Source organism: Micromonospora sp. NPDC048894 (assembly GCF_040649765.1).
GTDB lineage: Bacteria > Actinomycetota > Actinomycetes > Mycobacteriales > Micromonosporaceae > Micromonospora > Micromonospora antibiotica.
In genome coordinates, this window is sequence record NZ_JBEZFY010000018.1 from 58,164 (window position 1) to 76,484 (window position 18,321).

The window sequence follows — 18,321 nt, forward strand, 5'->3', positions numbered from 1 at the left end:
CTCCTCCCGGGCGACGATCGTCACCGGATACCCCTGCGCGACGCCGGTCAACCTCGCCGGTGCGGCCGGCTCGCCCGACCGGGTGACCCTTGACGGTCCCGGGAGGGGGGTCTAGGGTCCGACTTAACCGGTTCAGGCTGGTGGTGTCACATCCTGTGGTGGGGATGACTGCCCCCTGTGGCGGCCCATGGTCGGTGTGGGTCGCCACAGGCCCGGCGGGAAACGCGTCAGCAACTTAACCGGTTGCCTTCCCGGCTCCATCGGCATACGCTGATCCGCACGCGGCCAGGGAGTTCCGGCGGCGGCTGTCGGGCTGCAGCCGAGCGCCACCCACCAGCATCGCCACCCCGCCAGGGCAACGGGGTCGACCCTTCCTGAGGAAACCCATGAAGAAGCGACTTTCCGTCGCCGGTGTCGCCCTGCTCACCGTCCTCGCCGCCGTGTTCGCCTTCGGTCAGCCGGCCCAGGCCGCAGCCGGTTTCACGGTCTCCGGTGGCAAGCTCTACGACGCGAACGGCAACGAGTTCATCATGCGTGGTGTCAACCACGCCCACACCTGGTACCCGCAGCAGACCACCTCCTTCGCCAACATCAAGGCGCTCGGTGCGAACACCGTGCGGGTGGTGCTGGCCAGCGGTGACCGCTGGACCAAGAACACCGCCGCCGACGTCAGCAACGTCATCTCGCTCTGCAAGGCCAACAAGCTGATCTGCGTGCTGGAGGTGCACGACACCACCGGCTACGGCGAGCAGGCCGGGGCGATCACCCTGGACCGGGCGGTCGACTACTGGCTGAGCATCGCCAGCGCCCTGCAGGGCCAGGAGCGGTACGTCATCGTCAACATCGGCAACGAGCCGTACGGCAACCAGGGCTACGCCACCTGGGCCACCGACAACGCCAACGCGATCAAGCGGCTGCGGGCCGGCGGCATCACCCACACGATCATGGTGGATGCCCCGAACTGGGGTCAGGACTGGTCGTTCACCATGCGCGACAACGCGGCCGGGGTGTTCGCCGCCGACCCGCAGAAGAACACCGTCTTCTCGATCCACATGTACGGCGTCTTCGACACCGCCGCCGAGATCAGCGACTACCTGGGCCGGTTCCGCACCGCCAAGCTGCCCATCGTGGTCGGCGAGTTCGGTTTCGACCACTCCGACGGCAACCCCGACGAGGACACCATCCTGTCGTACACCCAGGCCAACGGGATCGGTTACCTCGGCTGGTCGTGGAGCGGCAACGGCGGTGGCGTGGAGTACCTCGACATGACCACCAACTTCAACCCGGCCGCCCTGACCACCTGGGGGCAGCGGATCTTCAACGGCGTCAACGGCATCAAGTCGACCGCGAAGGAGGCGTCGGTCTACTCCGGCACCACCCCGACGACGCCGCCCACCACGCCGCCGACCACCCCGCCCACGACCCCGCCGACCAGCCCGCCGCCCACCACCCCGCCGGTCACGACCCCGCCGGCGACCGGTGGCTGCACCGCGACGTACACGATCATCGGTTCGTGGCAGGGCGGGTTCCAGGGTGAGGTCAAGGTGACCGCCGGCAGCGCGGCCATCAACGGCTGGACGACGAAGTGGACCTACGCCAACGGCCAGACCGTCAGCCAGGCCTGGAACGCGACGCTGAGCAGCAGCGGCAGCACGGTGACCGCGCGCAACGTCGACTACAACGGCCGGCTCGGTGCCGGGGCCAGCGCGGCCTTCGGTTTCATCGGCAGTTGGACCGGCAGCAACCCGGCCCCCACGGTGACCTGCACCGCGAGCTGACCGCCTCCGCAGCACCGGTGGCCGGGTCCCCTGGGGCCCGGCCACCACCGTCCTCGCCGGGGTGGCGCCCTGCCTCCGGCGGCCGGTCAGTCGACCGCGTCGACCTCCAGCAGCAGGGCCTGTTCCGGGTGCAGGGCCGGCAGGTGCAGACCCACCGTCGCCAGCACCGCGCCGCCCAGCGTCACGCCGGGCAGCCAGCGGGGTTCGGTGATCTGCATCGCCGCCGGCTGCGGCACCCCATCGGCGGGGCGGACGGCGTAGCGGCGGGTCGGGTCGAGGCCGGGCAGGCGGACCGGGCCGGGGGTCTGCGTGCCGGAGGTGGCCACCCGGGACACCGCGTACACGGCGCGGGAGCGGTCGTGGGCGACCACGCCGTGCGCCTGTACGGCCGGGTCCGGATGATCGAACCGCACCACCCGCCCGGTGTGCAGCAGCGGCCGGAGCCGCTTGTGCAGGGCCACCCAGGCGGTCAGCTCGGCCCGCTCCTCGGCGTCGATCGCGACGATGTCCCATTCGATGCCGTGGTGGCCGAAGAGCGCGGTGACCGCCCGGAAGCCCAGGGTGTGCACCCGGCCGGTGGTGTGCGAACGCCCCGGGCCGATGTGTGTGCCGACCAGTTCCGGGGGCAGCAGCAGGCCGGTCCAGCGTTGGATGGACAGCCGTTCCAGGGCGTCGTTGGTGTCGCTGGCCCAGACCCGGTCGGTGCGCCGCAGGATCTCCAGGTCGACCCGGGCCCCGCCGGACGAGCAGCTCTCGATCTCCAGGTGCGGGTGCCGGGCGCGTAGCTCGTCGAAGAGCCGGTAGGCCGCCAGGGTCTGCGCGTGCACCCCGGGCCGGCCGGCGTGCCCGGCCTCGGTGAGGTCCCGGTTGTGGTCCCACTTGAGGTAACTGATCCCCGGGTTCCCGGTGAGCAGCGCGTCGAGCCGACCGAGCAGGTGCGCGTACGCCGCCGGGTTGGCCAGGTCCAGCACCTGCTGGTGCCGCCACGGCAGGGGTAGCCGGCCGGGGGCGGCGAGCACCCAGTCGGGGTGGGCGCGGTACAGCTCCGAGTCGGGGTTGACCATCTCCGGTTCGACCCAGAGCCCGAACTGCATGCCGTGCCCGCGAACATGCTCGATGAGCGGCCCCAGGCCGGCGGGCCAGACGTCGGCGTCGACCTGCCAGTCGCCCAGGCCGGCCCGGTCGTGCCGGCGGCCGGTGAACCAGCCGTCGTCGAGGACGAACCGCTCGACCCCCACCTCGGCGGCCCGGTCGGCGAGGGTCCGCAACCGGTCCAGGTCGTGGTCGAAGTAGACCGCCTCCCAGACGTTGAGGGTGACCGGGCGCGGCGTGCGGGGGTGGCCGGGTCGGGCCCGCAGGTGGGTGTGCAGCAGGTCGCTGAGCCCGTCCAGCCCGGCGGGGGAGTGCACCGCGTAGAGCAGCGGGGTGGCGTACTCGTCGCCGGGGCCGAGGACGATCTCGCCGGGGGCGAGCAGCTCCCCGCCGCCCAGGGTGGACTCCCCGGTCGGGCGGCGTTCGGCGACGGTCACGTGGTCGCCGCTCCACGCGGTGTGCACCGCCCACACCTCGCCGTGGCCGAAGCCGAACCCGGCGGTGCCGGCGACCAGCAGCAGGGTGGCGTCGTGCCCGGTGCGGCCGTGCCGCCCCTCGCGGACCCACGCGCCCTGCGACCATGTGTGCCGTTGCGGTGCGCGTTCGCGGCACCAGCGCCCGGTGAGGTCGAGCAGTTCGGTGGCGACCGGCGGCACGGGCAGCACCGGCGTCAGCTCGCGTACCTCGTAGGGTTGGTCGGCGTCGTTGCGCAGCCGGTGCCGCACGGTCAGCACCCCGACCGGGTCGAGGGTGATCTCGACGGTCAGGGTCAACCCGACGCCCGGGTCCGTCGCCCGCACGCTCACCCGCGCCGCCCCACCCGGGTCGTCGACGTCGAGGCTGTCGAGCCGGAATGCGGTGGACCAGTCGTGGCCGGCGCGGTGGCCGGCGAGGCCGGGCCGGCCGCTCCAGCCGGCGCTCGCCTCGGGCAGCAGGGACAGCACGGTCGGCGCGTCGAAGCTGCTCGGCACCACCGGCGGCACGGTGGCGTCGACCAGGGCCGGCAGGTCGTCGGCGGGCACCGGACCGAGGTCGGCCCCCCAGTGCACGATCCGGGGCAGTCCCGGGCCGCGCGCGTCGAGCACCAGGCTGGTGCGGCCCCGGCGCAGGTGAAGCACGGTGGGAAGGGTCATGGCGCTCATCTCCGGATCCGGGCACGTCGGCGGTACGGGCACGTCGGCGGCGTCGTCACTGTCGTTGCGGCGGCCAGGGGGACATCATTCGCGTGAGAGCGATATGCCTGGCGGTCATATTTATGCCTGACAGGCATATCGCTCTCATGTAAATCCATGTCCCCCCGCGCAGTCGGATACCCCAGCGCCGGGCCAGTGCCGGTGGGGGCGGGACGGTCGGGTCAGCCTTTGGACGCGCCCAGGGTCAGGCCCTTGACGAACTGCTTCTGCAACAGGAAGAAGATCACCAGGGTGGGGATGGCGACCAGCACCGAGCCGGCCGACACCAGGTTGTTGTCGGTGAAGAACTCGCCGCGCAGGTTGTTCAGCGAGCTGGTGACCGGGAACTTGTCGCCGGTGCGCATCAGCACGGTGGCCCAGAAGAACTCGTTGTAGATCCAGGTCACCTCCAGGGTGGCCAGCGCCGCCAGCGCCGGCCGGCACAGCGGCATGGTCACCTGCCAGTACTGCCGCCAGATGCTCGCCCCGTCCACCATGGCCGCCTCGTAGAGGTCGCGGGGCAGCGCCTTCATGTAGTTGCTGAGCACGAAGACGCAGAAGCCGCACTGGAAGGCGACGTTGACCAGGATCAGCCCCCAGTAGCTGTCGTAGAGCAGCTCGGAGTCGCTCATGAACTCCGGCAGCGGCACCTCGGTGAAGATCCGGAACAGCGGGATCAGCAACGCCTGCTGGGGCAGCAGGTTGGCGGCGGTGAACAGCCCGAGCAGGACGATGTTGAGTTTCCAGCTGAACCGGGCGATCACGAACGCCACGCACGAGGCGAGGAACAGGGTCAGCAGCACCGCCGGGACGGTGATGTAGACCGAGTTGAGGAAGTGCTTGCCGAACTCGGCGGTCCGCCAGGCGGTGACGTAGTTGTCGAGCGTCCAGCCGCCGAACGAGACGTACCCGTTGGCGGCGGTGTACTCGTAGGAGCGCAGTGAGGTCAGCACCGCCCAGAGGATCGGGAAGAGCCAACCGACGGCGACCGCGCCGAGGAACAGGTGCAGCGCCACCCGGGCGGGGCGCAGCGGCCGACGGCGCGGGGCGGCCTCGGACGCCGGCTCCGAGGTCGGCGGACGGGTCGTGGTCGACGCGCTCATCGCCGGTTCTCCCTCATGACGACGGCCAGGTAGACGGTGATGAAGACCAGCGAGACGGCCAGCATGATCGTCGCCAGGGCGGAGCCGAAGCCGATCCGGCTGGCCTCGCCGACGACGTTCTGGGTGACCAGGGCGGAGATCAGCTCCAGGCCGTTGCGCCCCTTGTTGATCACCCAGACCAGGTCGAACGCGCGCAGCGACTCGATCACCGTCACCACCAGCACGATGATGTTGATGGGCCGCAGCACCGGGAAGATCACCCGGAAGAAGGTGCTGGTCTCCGACGCCCCGTCGACCGAGGCAGCCTCCCGCAGTGACGGGTCGACGCCCTTGAGCCCGGCCAGGTAGAGCAGCATGATGTAGCCGACGTGCCGCCAGCCGGCCGCGACCAGCACCGCCCAGATGTTGACGTTCGGGTCGCCGTACCAGTCGGTCTGGCTGCCCAGGACGGCGTTGAGCAGACCCTGGTCCCGGGAGTAGATGAGCTGCCAGACGAAACCGATCAGCGCCAGCGACAGCACCACCGGCAGGTAGAGCGCGGTCTGGTAGAACCGGCTGCCGCGGATCTCCTTGTCGAGGAGCACGGCGAGGAACATCCCGAACGGGGTGGCGACCACGAACAGCGCGGCCAGCCAGAGCAGGTTGTTCTGCATCGCCGGCACGAACGGCGGGTAGATGTTGACCACGTCGGAGTAGTTCCGGCCACCGACCCAGTCGATCTCGCTCAGCGGGCCGATGCCGTCCCAGTCGGTGCCGGAGAGCGCCACGGTGGCCAGCGCGGGAAACCAGACCAGGGCGACCACCAGCAGCAGCGGTACGAGCACCATCAGCGTGATCACCACGCGGTCGGTGCGGGACAGGAGCCGTAGCCGCCGACCACGACCACCCCGGGTGGGGGTGGCCGGGGTCGGTGCCGGTACGGCGTGATCCGCTTGGATCAGGGGCAGGTCGGACACGACGGTCCTCCCCCTCTCGCCGTCAGCTGGTGAAGATCGACTTTTTCTGGTTCTCGATGCTGTTGACCAGCCCGTCGATGTCCTTGGGGTTCTTGATGAACTGCTGGAGCGCCGGGATGATCACCGTGGAGGCGAAGTCCGGCCGGGTGTCGCGGTCGAGGAACTGGGCGATCTCGGTGGCCGAGCCGACCAGCTCGGCGGCCTTCTTCTGCAGGGCGGTGTAGCCGCTGGTGTCCGCGCCGCTGTTGGCGACGAGGGTGGTCGGGTCGTTCTTCACCGTGATGTCGGCGGCCTCCTTGGAGCCGACGAACTCCAGCAGTTTCTTGGCGTTGGCCTCGGACTTCGGCTTGCGGGCCAGCATGTAGCCGTCGATCGGCGCGTCCAGCGCCTTGGCCCCGATGGCCGGGTCGATCTCGGGGAAGGTGAAGAAGTCGATGTCGTCCTGCTCGTCGTTGCCGAACTGCTGGGCGACGAAGAGACCGAGCAGGTACATGCCGCTCTTCTTCTGCTGCAACGACTGGGCGGCCTCCTGCCAGGTGCGGCCCAGGCTGTCCGGCTGGTGCAGCGGCAGCAGCCCGGCCCAGGTGTCGAAGACCTTCTTGACCTTGTCGGAGGTCCACGCCTCCTTGCCGGCCATCAGGTCGATGTGGAACTGGTAGCCGTTGATGCGCAGGTTGAGGATGTCGAAGGTGCCCATCGCCGGCCAGCCGTCCTTGTCGGCGAAGGCGATCGGGGTGAGCCCGTCCCGCTTCATCTGCGCGCTGAGGGCGGTGAGCTGGTCGAGTGTGGTCGGCACCTGGTAGCCGTGCTGCTTCCAGACCGACTTGCGGTAGAACATCGCCCACGGGTAGTACGACGACGGCACGAAGTACTGCTTGCCGTCGTCCCCGGTGGACGCCTTCTTGAACGCGTCGGAGTAGCCGGAGAGCTTGCCCCACAGGTCGCTGATGTCGCCGGCCAGGCCCTTCGCGGCGAAGAAGCGCATCCGGTAGCCGGCGAACCACATGAACACGTCGTCCGGCTTGCCCTGGAGGTAGTTGTTGATGTTCTCCTGGTAGGTGTTGTGGTCGACGGTGTTGATGCTGGCCGTGATGCCGGACGAGGTCTTGAACCCGTCCATCACCTTGGCGATGACCCCCTTGGGCTGCGGGTCGGACTGGTTGGAGCCGAGCGACACCTCCTTGCTGTCGCTGCCCGACCCGGAGTCGGAGCCACAGCCGGCGAGCAGCCCGGTGCCGAGCAGCGCGCCCGCGCCGACCCCGGTGAGCAGGGAGCGTCGTCCGATGCCGGCGACGGAGGACGGTACGAGCCGGGAGAGGTACTCGGCTTCGGTGCGGGGACGGGACATGGTGCCTCCTGCGGATGAAGAGGTGCGCTGCGCCCGAGGGCCGTCAGTGGTGGGGGAGGGAGTGGGGAATGCCAACATAGATCCACCGAGAATGAACATTGGCCAACACAAACTCCCGGTGGCGCTTGAAGCTACCCGTCCGTGCGGCCCTGTCAAGAGGGCAGCTCCGGATCGGTATCGGAGCGTTGGCAGGTGGCCTGGGAGGTAAACGTTGGAAAATCCGCTCGTGTTGGAAAGTGTTGACTTGATCGACCGCTAGGGGCACGCTCTGCTCTCATGCGGCAACACGGCAGCTGGCAGGGCGACGGGATCTACTTCGGCGCCGACTACAACCCCGAGCAGTGGCCCGAGCAGGTCTGGGCCGACGACGTCGCGCTCATGCGCCGGGCCGGCGTCAACCTCGTCTCGGTCGGAATCTTCTCCTGGGCCCTGCTCGAACCGTCCCCCGGGCGGTACGAGTTCGACTGGCTCGACCGCGCCCTCGACGTCCTGCACGCCGGCGGCATCCACGTCGACCTGGCCACCGCCACCGCCAGTCCGCCCCCGTGGCTGGCCCACCGGCACCCCGAGACGCTGCCGCGTGGCGTCGACGGCACCGTGCGGTGGCCCGGCGGGCGGCAGGCCTATTGCCCCAGCTCGCCGATCTTCCGCCAGCGTTCGCTGGCCCTGGTCGAGGCGGTCGCCGACCGGTACGCCGAGCACCCCGCCGTGGTGATGTGGCACGTCTCCAACGAGCTGGGCTGCCACAACGTGCACTGCTACTGCGACGTCAGCGCCGATGCGTTCCGGGAGTGGCTGCGGGAGCACTACGGCGACCTCGACCGGCTCAACGACGCCTGGGGCACCACCTTCTGGAGCCAGCACTACTACGACTGGGCCGAGATCAACCCGCCCCGGGCGACGCTGACCATCGCCAACCCCACCCAGCAGCTCGACTTCCTCCGCTTCTCCTCCGACGAGCAGCGCGCCCAGCTCCGCGCCGAGCGGGAGGTGCTCAAGCGGCGGGTCCGCCAGCCGGTCACCACCAATTTCATGATCGGCATGGCCAAGCACATGGACTACCACTCGTGGACGTCCGACGTGGACCTGGTGTCCAACGACCACTACCTCATGGCCACCGACCCGTACGCCCACCTCGGCCTGTCGTTCGCCGCCGACCAGACCCGCAGCGTCGCCGGTGGTGGCCCCTGGCTGCTGATGGAACACTCCACCAGCGCGGTCAACTGGCAGCCCCGCAACGTCGCCAAGACCCCCGGCCAGCTGCGTCGCAACAGCCTCACCCACGTGGCGCGCGGCGCCGACGGGGTGCTGTTCTTCCAGTGGCGGGCCTCCCGGGCCGGCGCGGAGAAGTTCCACTCCGCACTGGTCCCGCACGCCGGCCCCGACACCAAGGTCTTCGACGAGGTCTGCCGGCTCGGCGCCGACCTCAAGGCCCTGGCCGAGGTACGCGGCAGCCGGGTCGAGGCCGAGGTGGCGATCCTGTTCGACTGGGAGGCGTGGTGGGGCGTCGAGCTGGACTCCCACCCCAGCGTCGACGTCACCTACGCCGACCGGGTGCGGGCGCTCTACGACGCGCTGTGGCGGGCCGGCGTCACCGCCGACGTGGTGCACCCGTCGACTGACCTGTCCGGCTACCGGCTGGTCCTCGTCCCCACCCTCTACCTGGTGCGCGACGCCGATGCCGTGGCGCTGCGCCGGTACGTCGCCGGGGGCGGGACGGCGCTGGTGACCTACTTCAGTGGGATCGTCGACGAGCACGACCACATCCGGCTCGGCGGCTACCCGGGGGCGTTCCGGGAGCTGCTCGGGGTGCGTACCGAGGAGTTCTTCCCGCTGTTGGCCGGCGACCGGGTCGTCCTCGACGACGGGTCCACCGCCGACGTGTGGACCGAGTGGCTGCACCCGGAGGGTGCCGAGGTGGTGGCGTCATACGAGGACGGGCCGCTGCCCGGGGTGCCCGCGCTGACCCGGCACCGGGTCGGCGACGGCACGGCCTGGTACCTGGCCACCCGGCTCGACGAGGCGGCCACCGACGCCCTGGTGGGCCGGCTGCTCACCGAGGCCGGGGTACGCCCACCGGTCGTCGCCCCGACGGGCGTCGAGGTGGTCCGCCGCCGGGCCGACGACCGGTCCTGGCTGTTCGTGGTCAACCACACCGACGCCGAGGTGACCCTCGACGCGACCGGCACCGACCTGCTCACCGGTCAGCCCTGCGGCGGGACGCTGCGGGTGCCCGCCGGGGAGGTGGCCGTGGTCCGGGAGGATCAGGCGGTGACGGAGGCGGTCCCAGCGGTTGAACCGCCCCCGGCCGCAGCGGCCTGACCTGCGTACCGTTCCCTCGTCCGCGCGGTTGGGAGGTTCGATGCTCGCTCAGCAACGGCAGAACGCCATCCTGGAGCTGATCCGGCAGCGCGGCGGGGTGCGGGTCAGCCACCTGGTCGCCCGGTTCGGCGTCTCCGACATGACGATCCGCCGCGACCTGGAGGTGTTGGCCGAGCGGGGGCTGGTCGACAAGGTGCACGGCGGGGCGACCCTGGCCGGCCCCGGGTCGGCCGAGGAACCCGGCTTCGCCGCGAAGTCGATCCGTCAGCAGGATGAGAAACGGGCCATCGCCGGCCGGGCCGCCCGGATGGTCGAGCCCGGCATGGCCGTCGCGCTGTCCGCCGGCACCACCACCGCCGCGTTGGCCACCCTGCTCGGCGACGTGCCCGGGCTGACCGTGGTGACCAACTCGATCCCGGTCGCCGACGCGCTTTACCAGAACCCGCGCGTCGACCAGACTGTGGTGCTGACCGGCGGCATCCGTACCCCGTCGGACGCGCTGACCGGGCCGGTGGCCGAGGCGGCGATCCGTACCCTGAATGTGGATCTGCTCTTTCTCGGCGTGCACGGGATGAGCCCGCGCACCGGGTTCACCACCCCCAACCTGCTGGAGGCGGCGGTCAACAAGCGGTTGATCGGGGCGGCCCGGCACCTGGTGGTGCTGGCCGACCACACCAAGTGGGAGACGATCGGCATCGCCACCATCGCTCCACTGGCCGAAGCCGACCTGTTGATCACCGACGCCGGGCTGCCGGCGGACGGCCGCCAGCAGATCGGCGAACAGGTCGGTGAGCTGGTCGTCGTCGAGGTCGACTGACCGCCGTCGCGTCCCCGCCGACCTCGGTCACCGTTCGGGGTCGCACGGCCCGTCGTGGTCGGCCCGCGCCAGGCAGCGCCGCCGGTCAGCCATGATCCGATCACAGAACACCCACCGTCGTACGTGCTGGGCGTCCTCGGCGGAGACGGTGGCCCCGGCGACGTCGACCCCCGGCACCAACGCCAACGACCGCGCCAGCGCGTACGCGAACCGCAACGCCTGATCCTCGGTCGGGACCGTCACGGGCAGGTGCAGCACGTAGCGAGGACCGGTCGTCGGGTCGTGACTCAGCACGGGGGACGGTTGGCCTGGGCGCTGCGGCGGTCCCGCAGCAGCCGCTTGAGCCTGGTGTTCTCCCCGGTCAGCCGGGTGACCTCCTGGTGCAGGCTGGCGAGCTCCAGGGCGACCCGGAGCAGGAACCGGCGTACCTCCCGGGGGTCGAGGCCGCGCCGGCCGAAGCCGGCGGCGGGAAACTGGTGGTCGCGGACCAGGACCGGATGCAGCCGGGCCGGCAGCGTGCCGTCGTCGCGGATCATTCGTCGCCTCCTGGGGGGTACGGGGTCGCGGGAACCCGCGCCGCCGTGATAGGTATTCAGCAAGTCGGTCGGAGCCGGGAATTCGGCTTCATGTTGAGACCCGACGAGATCCGGTATGCGGCTGCCACCCGCGAGGCCGGCTTTCGTCACCTTCTCGGCTGTTGGCACAGCCGCGGTTACTGCGCTTGCACCGGGCGTCCCCGGGGGCCGGTGATCACCCTCACCCGAAGGCCACATTTCCAGTGGGCTGGAACTGGAGCAATGGTTCCTTCGCGGGCCTCGTCAACTTTTTCGAGAGGTGGATCATGCCGCACAAGCCGTTCATACGGACCCTGCGCGCGCAGTGGCTCGGCCAACAACTCCGCGCCCTCCGGGAAGAACGCGGGATGACCTTGAAACTGGTTTCCGAACACCTGCAACGCGACATGTCCGCGCTCGGGCGATACGAGCGGGCGGATTGGCCGATCCGCAAGGGCGACGTCGTCGCACTGCTCGACCTCTACGGCTTCCACCACGCCGCCGAGCGGGCCCGCCTGCTGGCGCTGGCCGAGGACGTGTGGCGCACCGACCGCTGGGACGAGGACTACGGCGACGTCGTCGACTCGTCCTTCATCGAATACCCGTGGCTGGAGGGCCGCGCGGAGCACATCGGCTCGTACAACACGATGCTGCTGCCCGGTCTGATGCAGACCCGCGAGTACGCCGAAGCGGTGATCCGCAACGCGGAGGAGCCCGGTGTTCCTGACGCGACGGTTGCACGGTGGGTGGAGTTGCGTATCGAGCGGCAGAAGGTGCTCGACGGAAAGACGAAGGTCGGTGCGGTGCTGGATGAGAGCGTCCTACGCCGGCTGGTTGGTGGACCTTCGACCATGCGCGCACAGCTTGAACATCTTCTCCAACTGGCCGTGCGACGGAACGTGGAGATTTCGGTGTTGCCGTCTGCAAAGGCTCTCCATGCGGGCATGGACGGAGCCTTCACGGTCTTCACTCTGCCGAAGCCCTACCCGGCAGTCGCCTATGTGGAGAACCTCGCCGGGCGACTCTACGTGGAAGCGCCAAGATCAATGAAGTTCGTTCGCGTATACGATCGGCTGAGAGATGCTGCGCTGAGCACCGGCGAGTCGGGTCAGTTGATCGCAAGCGTCGTGGAGGGGTTGTCATGAGCGAGAGTCTGCCGGCGGTGGCCTGGCACATCAGCACGAAAAGCAACGACAACGGCGGGAGTTGTGTCGAAGCGGGGCCTTTGCTCGACGGCTCGGGTCGGGTGGCCGTGCGACACAGCAAGGCGCGTGACGCGGCGACGATCGTCTACACGGCTGATGAGTGGGCTGCTTTCGTCGGCGGCGTCAAGGACGGCGAGTTCGACTTCACCGACGCCTCCCACTGACGCCAGACCTCAGGAGGATCTTGGAGGATTCCGGCCCTCCAGGGGGCCATTTGCCGCCAAGATCCTCCGCCGCCGTGGCATCGCGGTGCACCCTGTCCGTAGCGAGGTTCGCCAGACACGCGAGGCATATGTGCTACGCATGCCGTATGCACGAGGTGGGGTTGCGGGAGATGCGGCGGAACGTCAGCGACCTGGTGCGTCGTGCGCAGGCGGGTGAACGTCTGACGATCACCGTCGCCGGCCGTCCGGCAGCCGTGCTCGGCCCGGTCAGCCCACGGCCCTGGCGGGAGTGGGAGGACCTGGCCGGGGTGTTCGACCAACCTGCGGACCCCGCGTGGGCAGACGACCGGGATGTCCTGGACGGCGCCGTCACCGACCCACGGGCAGAACGGTGAGTCGGGGCATCTCGACATCAGCGTCCTCATCGCCAACGACGCAACACCGATCCCGGGTGAGCTGGCCATCAGCGTCGCCAGCCTTGCCGAACTCCAGTTCGGTGTCCTGGTCGCCAAGACCGCCGAGGCGAGGGCACTCCGGTTGGCGCGGTTGAGTGCCATCCAGCGCCGATTTGATCCGCTGCCCATCGTCGACGTGGTCGCCGACAGTCCGCACGACTGGCTGCCCGCGTCGTCGAGACCAGCCGTCAGCCGCGCGCCAGAGTGATGGATCTGCTCATCGCCGCGACCGCACACGCCCATGTCGCCGCCGTCTACACCCGCAACGCCAGCGATCTCGCAGGACTCGACGACCTCATCACGATCCGCACAATTTGACATGAGCCGCTCCGGGGACTCGTCGTCCTGGGATCGGCCATCCCCCGACACCCGCCGGCTATGTCATTGGGGCCGGCCACCACCTGAGCTGCCTGATCCCGCACCTCAGAGGGCGTCGAAAACCGCCCCTACGGATCGCGCTCCCCTCGCTACGATGACGCCCTCGGCGTCGACAGAGACGCCGCCACGGGGGAGGGTACAAGTCCATATGAGACGCCTCAGAGCGGCCATACCGCTGACGATTCTCGCGGTTGTGGCAGCCACGGTGACCACCGGTTCTCCAGCCTCAGCCGCCGACTCGTTCGATGTGACGCTGAAGAGTTGGGCCTATCTCGACTCGCAGAATCCGGACGCCAAGGTCGTCGATGCGGCGGTGGCGCCGCCGGTCGGCACCTCCCGCGACGAGGCCGACCGGACGCACATCTACCGCTCCTACTTCACCTACGACCTGGCCACGCTGAAGGGCACGGTCGTCCACAGCTCATACCTGTGGACGAACGAGAAGACGGTCGTCGACTGCTCCGCCCCGGCAACCATCGAGGTGTGGCGGACCCGCCCGGTCAAGAGCAACACCACCTGGCTGCGTCCGCCGGCCGAGATCGAGAAGCTGTTGACCGCCAAGCGTGGTGCCGGTGCTGCCTATTGCCCCGGCTACCTGGGCTTCGACATGGTTGCCACGCTCAACGCGGCGCTCAGCCGAGGTGAAAAGAGCATCACCCTGGAGTTCCGGGTCGCCGCCGATCAGGAAGGCGTCGGGTGGACCGGTCGTACCTTCGACAAGCCGGTGCTCAGTGCGACGGTGAACCACCCGCCCACGGTCACGGACCTCAAACTGAAGTACCCGGACCGGCCGTGCGGCACGCTGGCCAAGCCGTCACCGGCGGCGCGGAACACGGTCTTCTCAGCCACCCCCAGTGATGCGGACGAGGGCGACCACCCGACCGTGCTGTACGCGATCTGGCCGGTCGACCACCCCGACCAGCGTCGTGAGTTCCACGACTACTACGGCACCGACCTGAGCCAGTACGCCGACGGTACGGTCCTCGCCTGGCAGGCACAGGCCAGCGACTACTACGACCAGGGCCCATGGAGCAGGACCTGCTACCTGGTCATGGACCTGACCGCACCGGCCGATCCGCCGAAGGTGTCGTCGCGGACCTATCCCGAGGGTGACTCCCCGGGCGGTGGCACCGGCATCGAGGGAACGTTCCGGTTCGACGGGGCTGGCGACCGCGACGTGGTGGCGTTCACCTGGCGTGACTCCATGGGGTATTCCGGCCAGGTTCCGGCCCGGCACCCGGGCGGCAGGGCGACCCTGAAGTACACCCCCAAGCTACGGTTGATCACCGACCTCTATGTCGCGTCCGTCGACGCGGCGGGTAACCGGGGGCCCGAGAAGAACTACCGGTTCCGGGTCGCCGAGACGGCACCGCGCGTCGATGTCGTCGTGCAGGGCGTCGGCCTGCCGAGCACGATCACGTTCATCGCGTCGAAGCCCGAGACCACCGCGTTCGGGTACCAGCTCAAGGACAGTGCGGAGGTCCGCCTCCCGGCGGTCGACGGCAGGGCCACCGGCCCTGTCACGTTCACCACCACCGGCCTGATCGACGTGGCCGTCCGGAGCTACGCCGACAACAAGCTGATCGGGCAGGAGACCCTGCAGGTCTGGGTCACCGACGCTCCCGGCATCGAGTCGGCGGAGTTCAACCTCGACACCGACCAGGTCGCGGGCAAGGTCGGCTCGTTCCGGTTCACCCCGCACAGCAACGATGTTGTCGCCTACGAGTACAACCTCGACGACGAGTGGAAGACCATTCCGGCAGCCGACGACGACACCGCCGTACTGCCGTGGACGGCGACGCCGGGCTGGCACTCGATGGTCGTCAGGTCGGTGAGGGCGGACGGTTCCACGTCGATGGAAGCGGACCATCAGTTCAACATCATCGACACCCGCCCGACCGCCTACGCCAACGAGCTGAGCAGCTGGCCGCGCCGGGACGGCGTCGGCGTGCCGCTGAGCGTCGAGTTGCAGAGCCAACTGCCGAACCTGACCGGGTTCGTCTACCGGTTCAACGGCGGCGCCGAGCAGACCGTGCCCACCGGGGGCAATCCGTACGCTCTCATCACGGTCACGCCGACGCACGCCGGCGACAACACCGTGGTCGTTCAGGCGCTGCTGTCGGACGGTACGCGCTCGCCCGCCACCACCTACACGTTCGGCATCTGGTCCGGTCCCGTGGTCACGCAGACGCCGGAGGGCGACGGCACGGTCGGTCGGACCGTGACGTTCACTTTCCATCCGGGGCTGCCGGACGTCGCCTCCTACCGCTACTCGTTGAACGGCGCCGACGAGGCGACCGTCGCGGCCGGTCCCGACGGCACCGCGACGGTCACGTACACGCCGGGGTCGTGGGGCTACAACGACGTGCGGGTCACGAGCGTCGGCGCGGACGGCACCGAATCGGACCTGCGGATCGCGCCGTTCAGCGTTCGGGACAACAAGGTCTCTGTCTACAGCACCTACGACTGGTCACGTGTGGGGATCGGCTGGACCGGGTACTTCTATTTCAGTACCCAACTGTTCGGCGAGGTGACCGAGTACCACTATCGCGTCAACGACGGTCCGGAGCAGATCCTGCCGGCGAGCGCCGACGGTACGGCGACGCGGGTCGCGGTGCCGTTCGAACGCAACGGTACGAACACGCTGCACGTGCGGAGCCTGACGGCGGGCGGTGAACTCTCGCCCGTGACGGACTACGACTTCACGGTCGGCAATGCGCCCTACGTCGTGAGCGCCCAGTATCCGGACGGCGTCTGGTCTGGCGGTGCAGGTGTCCCCGGCACCTTCGAGTTCAGCGGCGGCACTGCGGGAATCGTGTCCTTCTCCTGGCAGGTCGACGACGGCCCCTCGACCGACGTGGCGGCTGACAGCCAGGGGAGGGCGTCGATCACCTACACGCCGGCGCAGAACTTCGAGACGTACACCCTGTCGGTGACCGGCCACAAGGCGGACGGCACGGACACCGACGCCACCCGCTACAGCATCTACGTCTCCAACGGCACCTGACGCCGGTACGAGGACAGAACTCGGAGGTGTAGGCGGCCTTCGCGGTGTCCAGGGCCCGGTGAAGCTCGCTCCGGGCAAGGCAGGTCCACTTCAGCATGGCCGAAGTGGACCTGACGTCCGGAGTCATCCTGTCCCGGTCCGGCGGAGGGCCCGACTCGCCTCGATGTGGGGGACGTGTTCGATGGCCCAGCCGGCGAGGGCCAGCGCGGGCGGGATGAGGCTCTTGCCGGTCGGCGTCAGCGCGTACTCCACCCGGGGCGGGACCTCCGCGTACGCCGTCCGCGACACCAGACCATCGTGCTCCAGGTGGCGCAGGGTCAGCGTCAACATGCGCTGGGAGATGCCGGGGATCTGCTGGTGCAGCTCGGTGAAGCGCAGTGCGCCCGCGTCGAGCGTCGCCACGATCAGCAACGTCCACTTGTTGCAGATCCGGTCCAGGATCGCCCGGATCGTCCGGCCGCCGTCGCCCCGGATCATGCAGGTGTGTTCGTACTGCGACATGACCACCCCCTGTGCCTTACGCACACCCGTGTGCCTTTTGTAAGCCCTCCGATACTGACACATGATGTGGCTACTTCCTTCCCGTAACCATCGCGCTCAGAGTCGGAGGGGCCCGTCATGACACTCGCCTACTGGATCGTCGCCGCCCTGCTGGCCGTCTTCTACCTCTACGCCGGGGGCAAGAAGGTCGCCCAGAGCCGGGAGCAGTTGCAACCGATGATGGGCTGGGTCGACCGCGTACCCATGCCACTGGTCCGGGCCATCGGGGTGCTGGAGGTGCTCGGCGCGGCCGGCCTGATCCTGCCGCCGCTGACCGGGATCGCACCCTGGCTCGCGGTCGCGGCGGCCGTCGGGTTCGTCCTGATCCAGGTCGGCGGCATCGCGGTGCACCTGTCCCGGGGCGAGAACCGCCAGATCGGGCTCAACATCGTCCTGCTGGTGACCGCCGCCGTCGCCACCTGGCTGGCCACCACCTGGGTTTGAGTCGGACGAGGTTCATCCGCTCGCCGACGCGCCGCCCGCACCAGGCAGAATGCCGGGATGGCACTCGACAGGTCCGGGGAGTTGTGGCGCGGGGAGAACGTCGACGACCTCGCCGACTACCTCCGCTACTTCGCGGCGGGCGGTTACCCGGTCGCCACGGTGGTGGAGTCCCGGTGCGCCGGGTGCGACGGCCGTGCCTTCCGCGTCGACATCGACGAGGAGGAGGCGACCCGGCGGACCTGCCTCGCCTGCGGCACGGTCGCCTTCATCGGCGACAGCGCCGACTACTGGGACGAGACGGGTCACGACTCCTGCTCCTGCCCCTGCGGGGGTGAGGAGTTCGCCGTCGCGGTCGGCTACGCGCTCGGTGCCGACGGCGAGGTGCGCTGGCTCAGCGTCGGCCTGAGGTGCCTCGACGACGGCACGCTCGGCGTCTACGCCGATACGAAGATCGACTACCTGCCGTCACGCCACCTCCTCGATCAGGCGTGAGGCGGGCGGCCGGTCCAGGGCGCGGAGCAGCGCCGGTAGGCCGCTGTGCACGAGGGGAAGCCCGCCCAGCTCGCTGAGCCCGACCCAGGCGAGGTCGTCATGCTCGTCGGGCGCACGGTTGGTGGGCGAGCCGAGCCAGGCTCCGACGTGCCACACACCCACGTGTACGGCGTCCTTGCCGCTGCCGGACCGCAGCTCGCCCAGCCGGGAGCAGGACTCCGCGACGATCTCGACGCCGACCTCCTCGCGCAGCTCACGGGCGAGGGCCTGGCGTTCGGACTCGCCCGCCTCGACGTGACCCCCGGGCAGATCCCACAGATCCGGGTACGCCAGGCGGGCCGGACTGCGGTGCACCAGCAGAGCCGCGTCGTTCACCACGAGTGCGCCGCAGACGACGATGTGCATGCCGGGATTCGACCACAGGGGTGGGACAGTCGGGCCGTGGTCGGGTCCGGCCGTAGGAAATTCGGTGTCGTCGGCGTCGTGACGCACGG

The 18,321-nt window shown here is 69.5% G+C and carries 18 protein-coding genes; 10 read left to right on the forward strand and 8 right to left on the reverse strand.

Translation table 11 applies throughout. The features are described from left to right. The first annotated feature begins 386 nt into the window (after window positions 1-386). On the forward strand, window positions 387-1,778 hold the full coding sequence (locus AB0C22_RS28280) for a cellulase family glycosylhydrolase (RefSeq protein WP_219468868.1): 1,392 nt from the start codon (window positions 387-389) through the stop codon (window positions 1,776-1,778). Between the two features lie 86 nt (window positions 1,779-1,864). Here AB0C22_RS28280 and AB0C22_RS28285 read toward each other — a convergent pair whose 3' ends face one another. The 4 genes from AB0C22_RS28285 to AB0C22_RS28300 form a co-directional block, all read right to left on the reverse strand. Continuing rightward, window positions 1,865-4,003: an alpha-galactosidase gene (locus AB0C22_RS28285; protein ID WP_357537961.1), complete on the reverse strand. Its 2,139-nt coding sequence runs from the start codon at window positions 4,001-4,003 to the stop codon at window positions 1,865-1,867. Window positions 4,004-4,224: 221 nt separating this feature from the next. Beyond that, window positions 4,225-5,145, reverse strand: a complete 921-nt coding sequence (locus AB0C22_RS28290) for a carbohydrate ABC transporter permease (protein ID WP_219468871.1) — start codon at window positions 5,143-5,145, stop codon at window positions 4,225-4,227. Next, window positions 5,142-6,101 carry a sugar ABC transporter permease gene (locus AB0C22_RS28295; RefSeq protein WP_208569901.1) on the reverse strand — a complete coding sequence of 320 codons (960 nt, stop codon included), beginning with the start codon at window positions 6,099-6,101 and terminating at the stop codon, window positions 5,142-5,144. Before AB0C22_RS28295 ends, AB0C22_RS28290 begins: the two co-directional genes overlap by 4 nt. A gap of 22 nt (window positions 6,102-6,123) precedes the next feature. Next, the gene (locus AB0C22_RS28300; protein ID WP_219468873.1) at window positions 6,124-7,449 is read right to left on the reverse strand and encodes an ABC transporter substrate-binding protein; all 1,326 of its coding nucleotides are present in this window, start codon (window positions 7,447-7,449) and stop codon (window positions 6,124-6,126) included. A gap of 276 nt (window positions 7,450-7,725) precedes the next feature. On the opposite strand from AB0C22_RS28300, the gene AB0C22_RS28305 reads away from it, so the two are divergent. Both AB0C22_RS28305 and AB0C22_RS28310 read left to right on the forward strand, forming a co-directional pair. Then, the gene (locus AB0C22_RS28305; RefSeq protein WP_357537964.1) at window positions 7,726-9,771 is read left to right on the forward strand and encodes a beta-galactosidase; all 2,046 of its coding nucleotides are present in this window, start codon (window positions 7,726-7,728) and stop codon (window positions 9,769-9,771) included. 40 nt (window positions 9,772-9,811) lie between these two features. Further along, on the forward strand, window positions 9,812-10,588 hold the full coding sequence (locus AB0C22_RS28310) for a DeoR/GlpR family DNA-binding transcription regulator (RefSeq protein WP_357537965.1): 777 nt from the start codon (window positions 9,812-9,814) through the stop codon (window positions 10,586-10,588). A 27-nt stretch (window positions 10,589-10,615) separates the two neighbouring features. Here the strand turns inward: AB0C22_RS28310 and AB0C22_RS28315 are convergent, their stop codons facing one another. Together AB0C22_RS28315 and AB0C22_RS28320 are read right to left on the reverse strand one after the other, a co-directional pair. Next, window positions 10,616-10,846: a hypothetical protein gene (locus AB0C22_RS28315; protein ID WP_357538025.1), complete on the reverse strand. Its 231-nt coding sequence runs from the start codon at window positions 10,844-10,846 to the stop codon at window positions 10,616-10,618. A gap of 29 nt (window positions 10,847-10,875) precedes the next feature. Then, the gene (locus AB0C22_RS28320; protein WP_357537967.1) at window positions 10,876-11,124 is read right to left on the reverse strand and encodes a DivIVA domain-containing protein; all 249 of its coding nucleotides are present in this window, start codon (window positions 11,122-11,124) and stop codon (window positions 10,876-10,878) included. 305 nt (window positions 11,125-11,429) lie between these two features. On the opposite strand from AB0C22_RS28320, the gene AB0C22_RS28325 reads away from it, so the two are divergent. From AB0C22_RS28325 to AB0C22_RS28345, 5 genes are all read left to right on the forward strand, one after another. Beyond that, a complete protein-coding gene (locus AB0C22_RS28325; RefSeq protein ID WP_357538027.1) occupies window positions 11,430-12,287 on the forward strand; it encodes a helix-turn-helix transcriptional regulator in 858 nt (285 codons plus the stop codon). Further along, window positions 12,284-12,511 carry a DUF397 domain-containing protein gene (locus AB0C22_RS28330; protein WP_357537969.1) on the forward strand — a complete coding sequence of 76 codons (228 nt, stop codon included), beginning with the start codon at window positions 12,284-12,286 and terminating at the stop codon, window positions 12,509-12,511. The genes AB0C22_RS28325 and AB0C22_RS28330 overlap by 4 nt, the downstream gene beginning before the upstream one ends. Before the next feature lie 146 nt (window positions 12,512-12,657). Next, entirely contained in the window at window positions 12,658-12,906 is a 249-nt protein-coding gene (locus AB0C22_RS28335; RefSeq protein WP_357537971.1) for a type II toxin-antitoxin system prevent-host-death family antitoxin, read from the forward strand. Continuing rightward, a complete protein-coding gene (locus AB0C22_RS28340) occupies window positions 12,863-13,174 on the forward strand; it encodes a hypothetical protein (RefSeq protein ID WP_357537973.1) in 312 nt (103 codons plus the stop codon). Before AB0C22_RS28335 ends, AB0C22_RS28340 begins: the two co-directional genes overlap by 44 nt. 363 nt (window positions 13,175-13,537) lie before the next feature. After that, window positions 13,538-16,351 (forward strand): hypothetical protein, encoded by a 2,814-nt coding sequence (locus AB0C22_RS28345; RefSeq protein ID WP_357537975.1) that lies wholly within the window; start codon window positions 13,538-13,540, stop codon window positions 16,349-16,351. A gap of 123 nt (window positions 16,352-16,474) precedes the next feature. On the opposite strand, the gene AB0C22_RS28350 is transcribed toward AB0C22_RS28345, so the two are convergent. Next, window positions 16,475-16,852 carry a helix-turn-helix domain-containing protein gene (locus AB0C22_RS28350; RefSeq protein WP_357537977.1) on the reverse strand — a complete coding sequence of 126 codons (378 nt, stop codon included), beginning with the start codon at window positions 16,850-16,852 and terminating at the stop codon, window positions 16,475-16,477. Between the two features lie 117 nt (window positions 16,853-16,969). On the opposite strand from AB0C22_RS28350, the gene AB0C22_RS28355 reads away from it, so the two are divergent. Further along, a complete protein-coding gene (locus AB0C22_RS28355) occupies window positions 16,970-17,335 on the forward strand; it encodes a DoxX family protein (protein ID WP_357537979.1) in 366 nt (121 codons plus the stop codon). Between the two features lie 57 nt (window positions 17,336-17,392). Beyond that, window positions 17,393-17,827, forward strand: a complete 435-nt coding sequence (locus AB0C22_RS28360; RefSeq protein ID WP_357537981.1) for a hypothetical protein — start codon at window positions 17,393-17,395, stop codon at window positions 17,825-17,827. On the opposite strand, the gene AB0C22_RS28365 is transcribed toward AB0C22_RS28360, so the two are convergent. Further along, window positions 17,801-18,232: an NUDIX domain-containing protein gene (locus tag AB0C22_RS28365; protein ID WP_357537983.1), complete on the reverse strand. Its 432-nt coding sequence runs from the start codon at window positions 18,230-18,232 to the stop codon at window positions 17,801-17,803. The two genes, AB0C22_RS28360 and AB0C22_RS28365, sit on opposite strands and share 27 nt — an antisense overlap. Window positions 18,233-18,321: the final 89 nt, after the last annotated feature.

Coding starts and splice junctions, on each gene's coding strand:
- AB0C22_RS28350 (WP_357537977.1), bottom strand. CDS start 16,852: ATGTCGCAGTACGAACACACCTGCATGATCCGGGGCGACGGCGGCCGG.
- AB0C22_RS28285 (WP_357537961.1), bottom strand. CDS start 4,003: ATGACCCTTCCCACCGTGCTTCACCTGCGCCGGGGCCGCACCAGCCTG.
- AB0C22_RS28365 (WP_357537983.1), bottom strand. CDS start 18,232: ATGCACATCGTCGTCTGCGGCGCACTCGTGGTGAACGACGCGGCTCTG.
- AB0C22_RS28320 (WP_357537967.1), bottom strand. CDS start 11,124: ATGATCCGCGACGACGGCACGCTGCCGGCCCGGCTGCATCCGGTCCTG.
- AB0C22_RS28300 (WP_219468873.1), bottom strand. CDS start 7,449: ATGTCCCGTCCCCGCACCGAAGCCGAGTACCTCTCCCGGCTCGTACCG.
- AB0C22_RS28330 (WP_357537969.1), top strand. CDS start 12,284: ATGAGCGAGAGTCTGCCGGCGGTGGCCTGGCACATCAGCACGAAAAGC.
- AB0C22_RS28310 (WP_357537965.1), top strand. CDS start 9,812: ATGCTCGCTCAGCAACGGCAGAACGCCATCCTGGAGCTGATCCGGCAG.
- AB0C22_RS28335 (WP_357537971.1), top strand. CDS start 12,658: ATGCACGAGGTGGGGTTGCGGGAGATGCGGCGGAACGTCAGCGACCTG.
- AB0C22_RS28340 (WP_357537973.1), top strand. CDS start 12,863: ATGTCCTGGACGGCGCCGTCACCGACCCACGGGCAGAACGGTGAGTCG.
- AB0C22_RS28280 (WP_219468868.1), top strand. CDS start 387: ATGAAGAAGCGACTTTCCGTCGCCGGTGTCGCCCTGCTCACCGTCCTC.
- AB0C22_RS28305 (WP_357537964.1), top strand. CDS start 7,726: ATGCGGCAACACGGCAGCTGGCAGGGCGACGGGATCTACTTCGGCGCC.
- AB0C22_RS28325 (WP_357538027.1), top strand. CDS start 11,430: ATGCCGCACAAGCCGTTCATACGGACCCTGCGCGCGCAGTGGCTCGGC.
- AB0C22_RS28360 (WP_357537981.1), top strand. CDS start 17,393: ATGGCACTCGACAGGTCCGGGGAGTTGTGGCGCGGGGAGAACGTCGAC.
- AB0C22_RS28355 (WP_357537979.1), top strand. CDS start 16,970: ATGACACTCGCCTACTGGATCGTCGCCGCCCTGCTGGCCGTCTTCTAC.
- AB0C22_RS28290 (WP_219468871.1), bottom strand. CDS start 5,145: ATGAGCGCGTCGACCACGACCCGTCCGCCGACCTCGGAGCCGGCGTCC.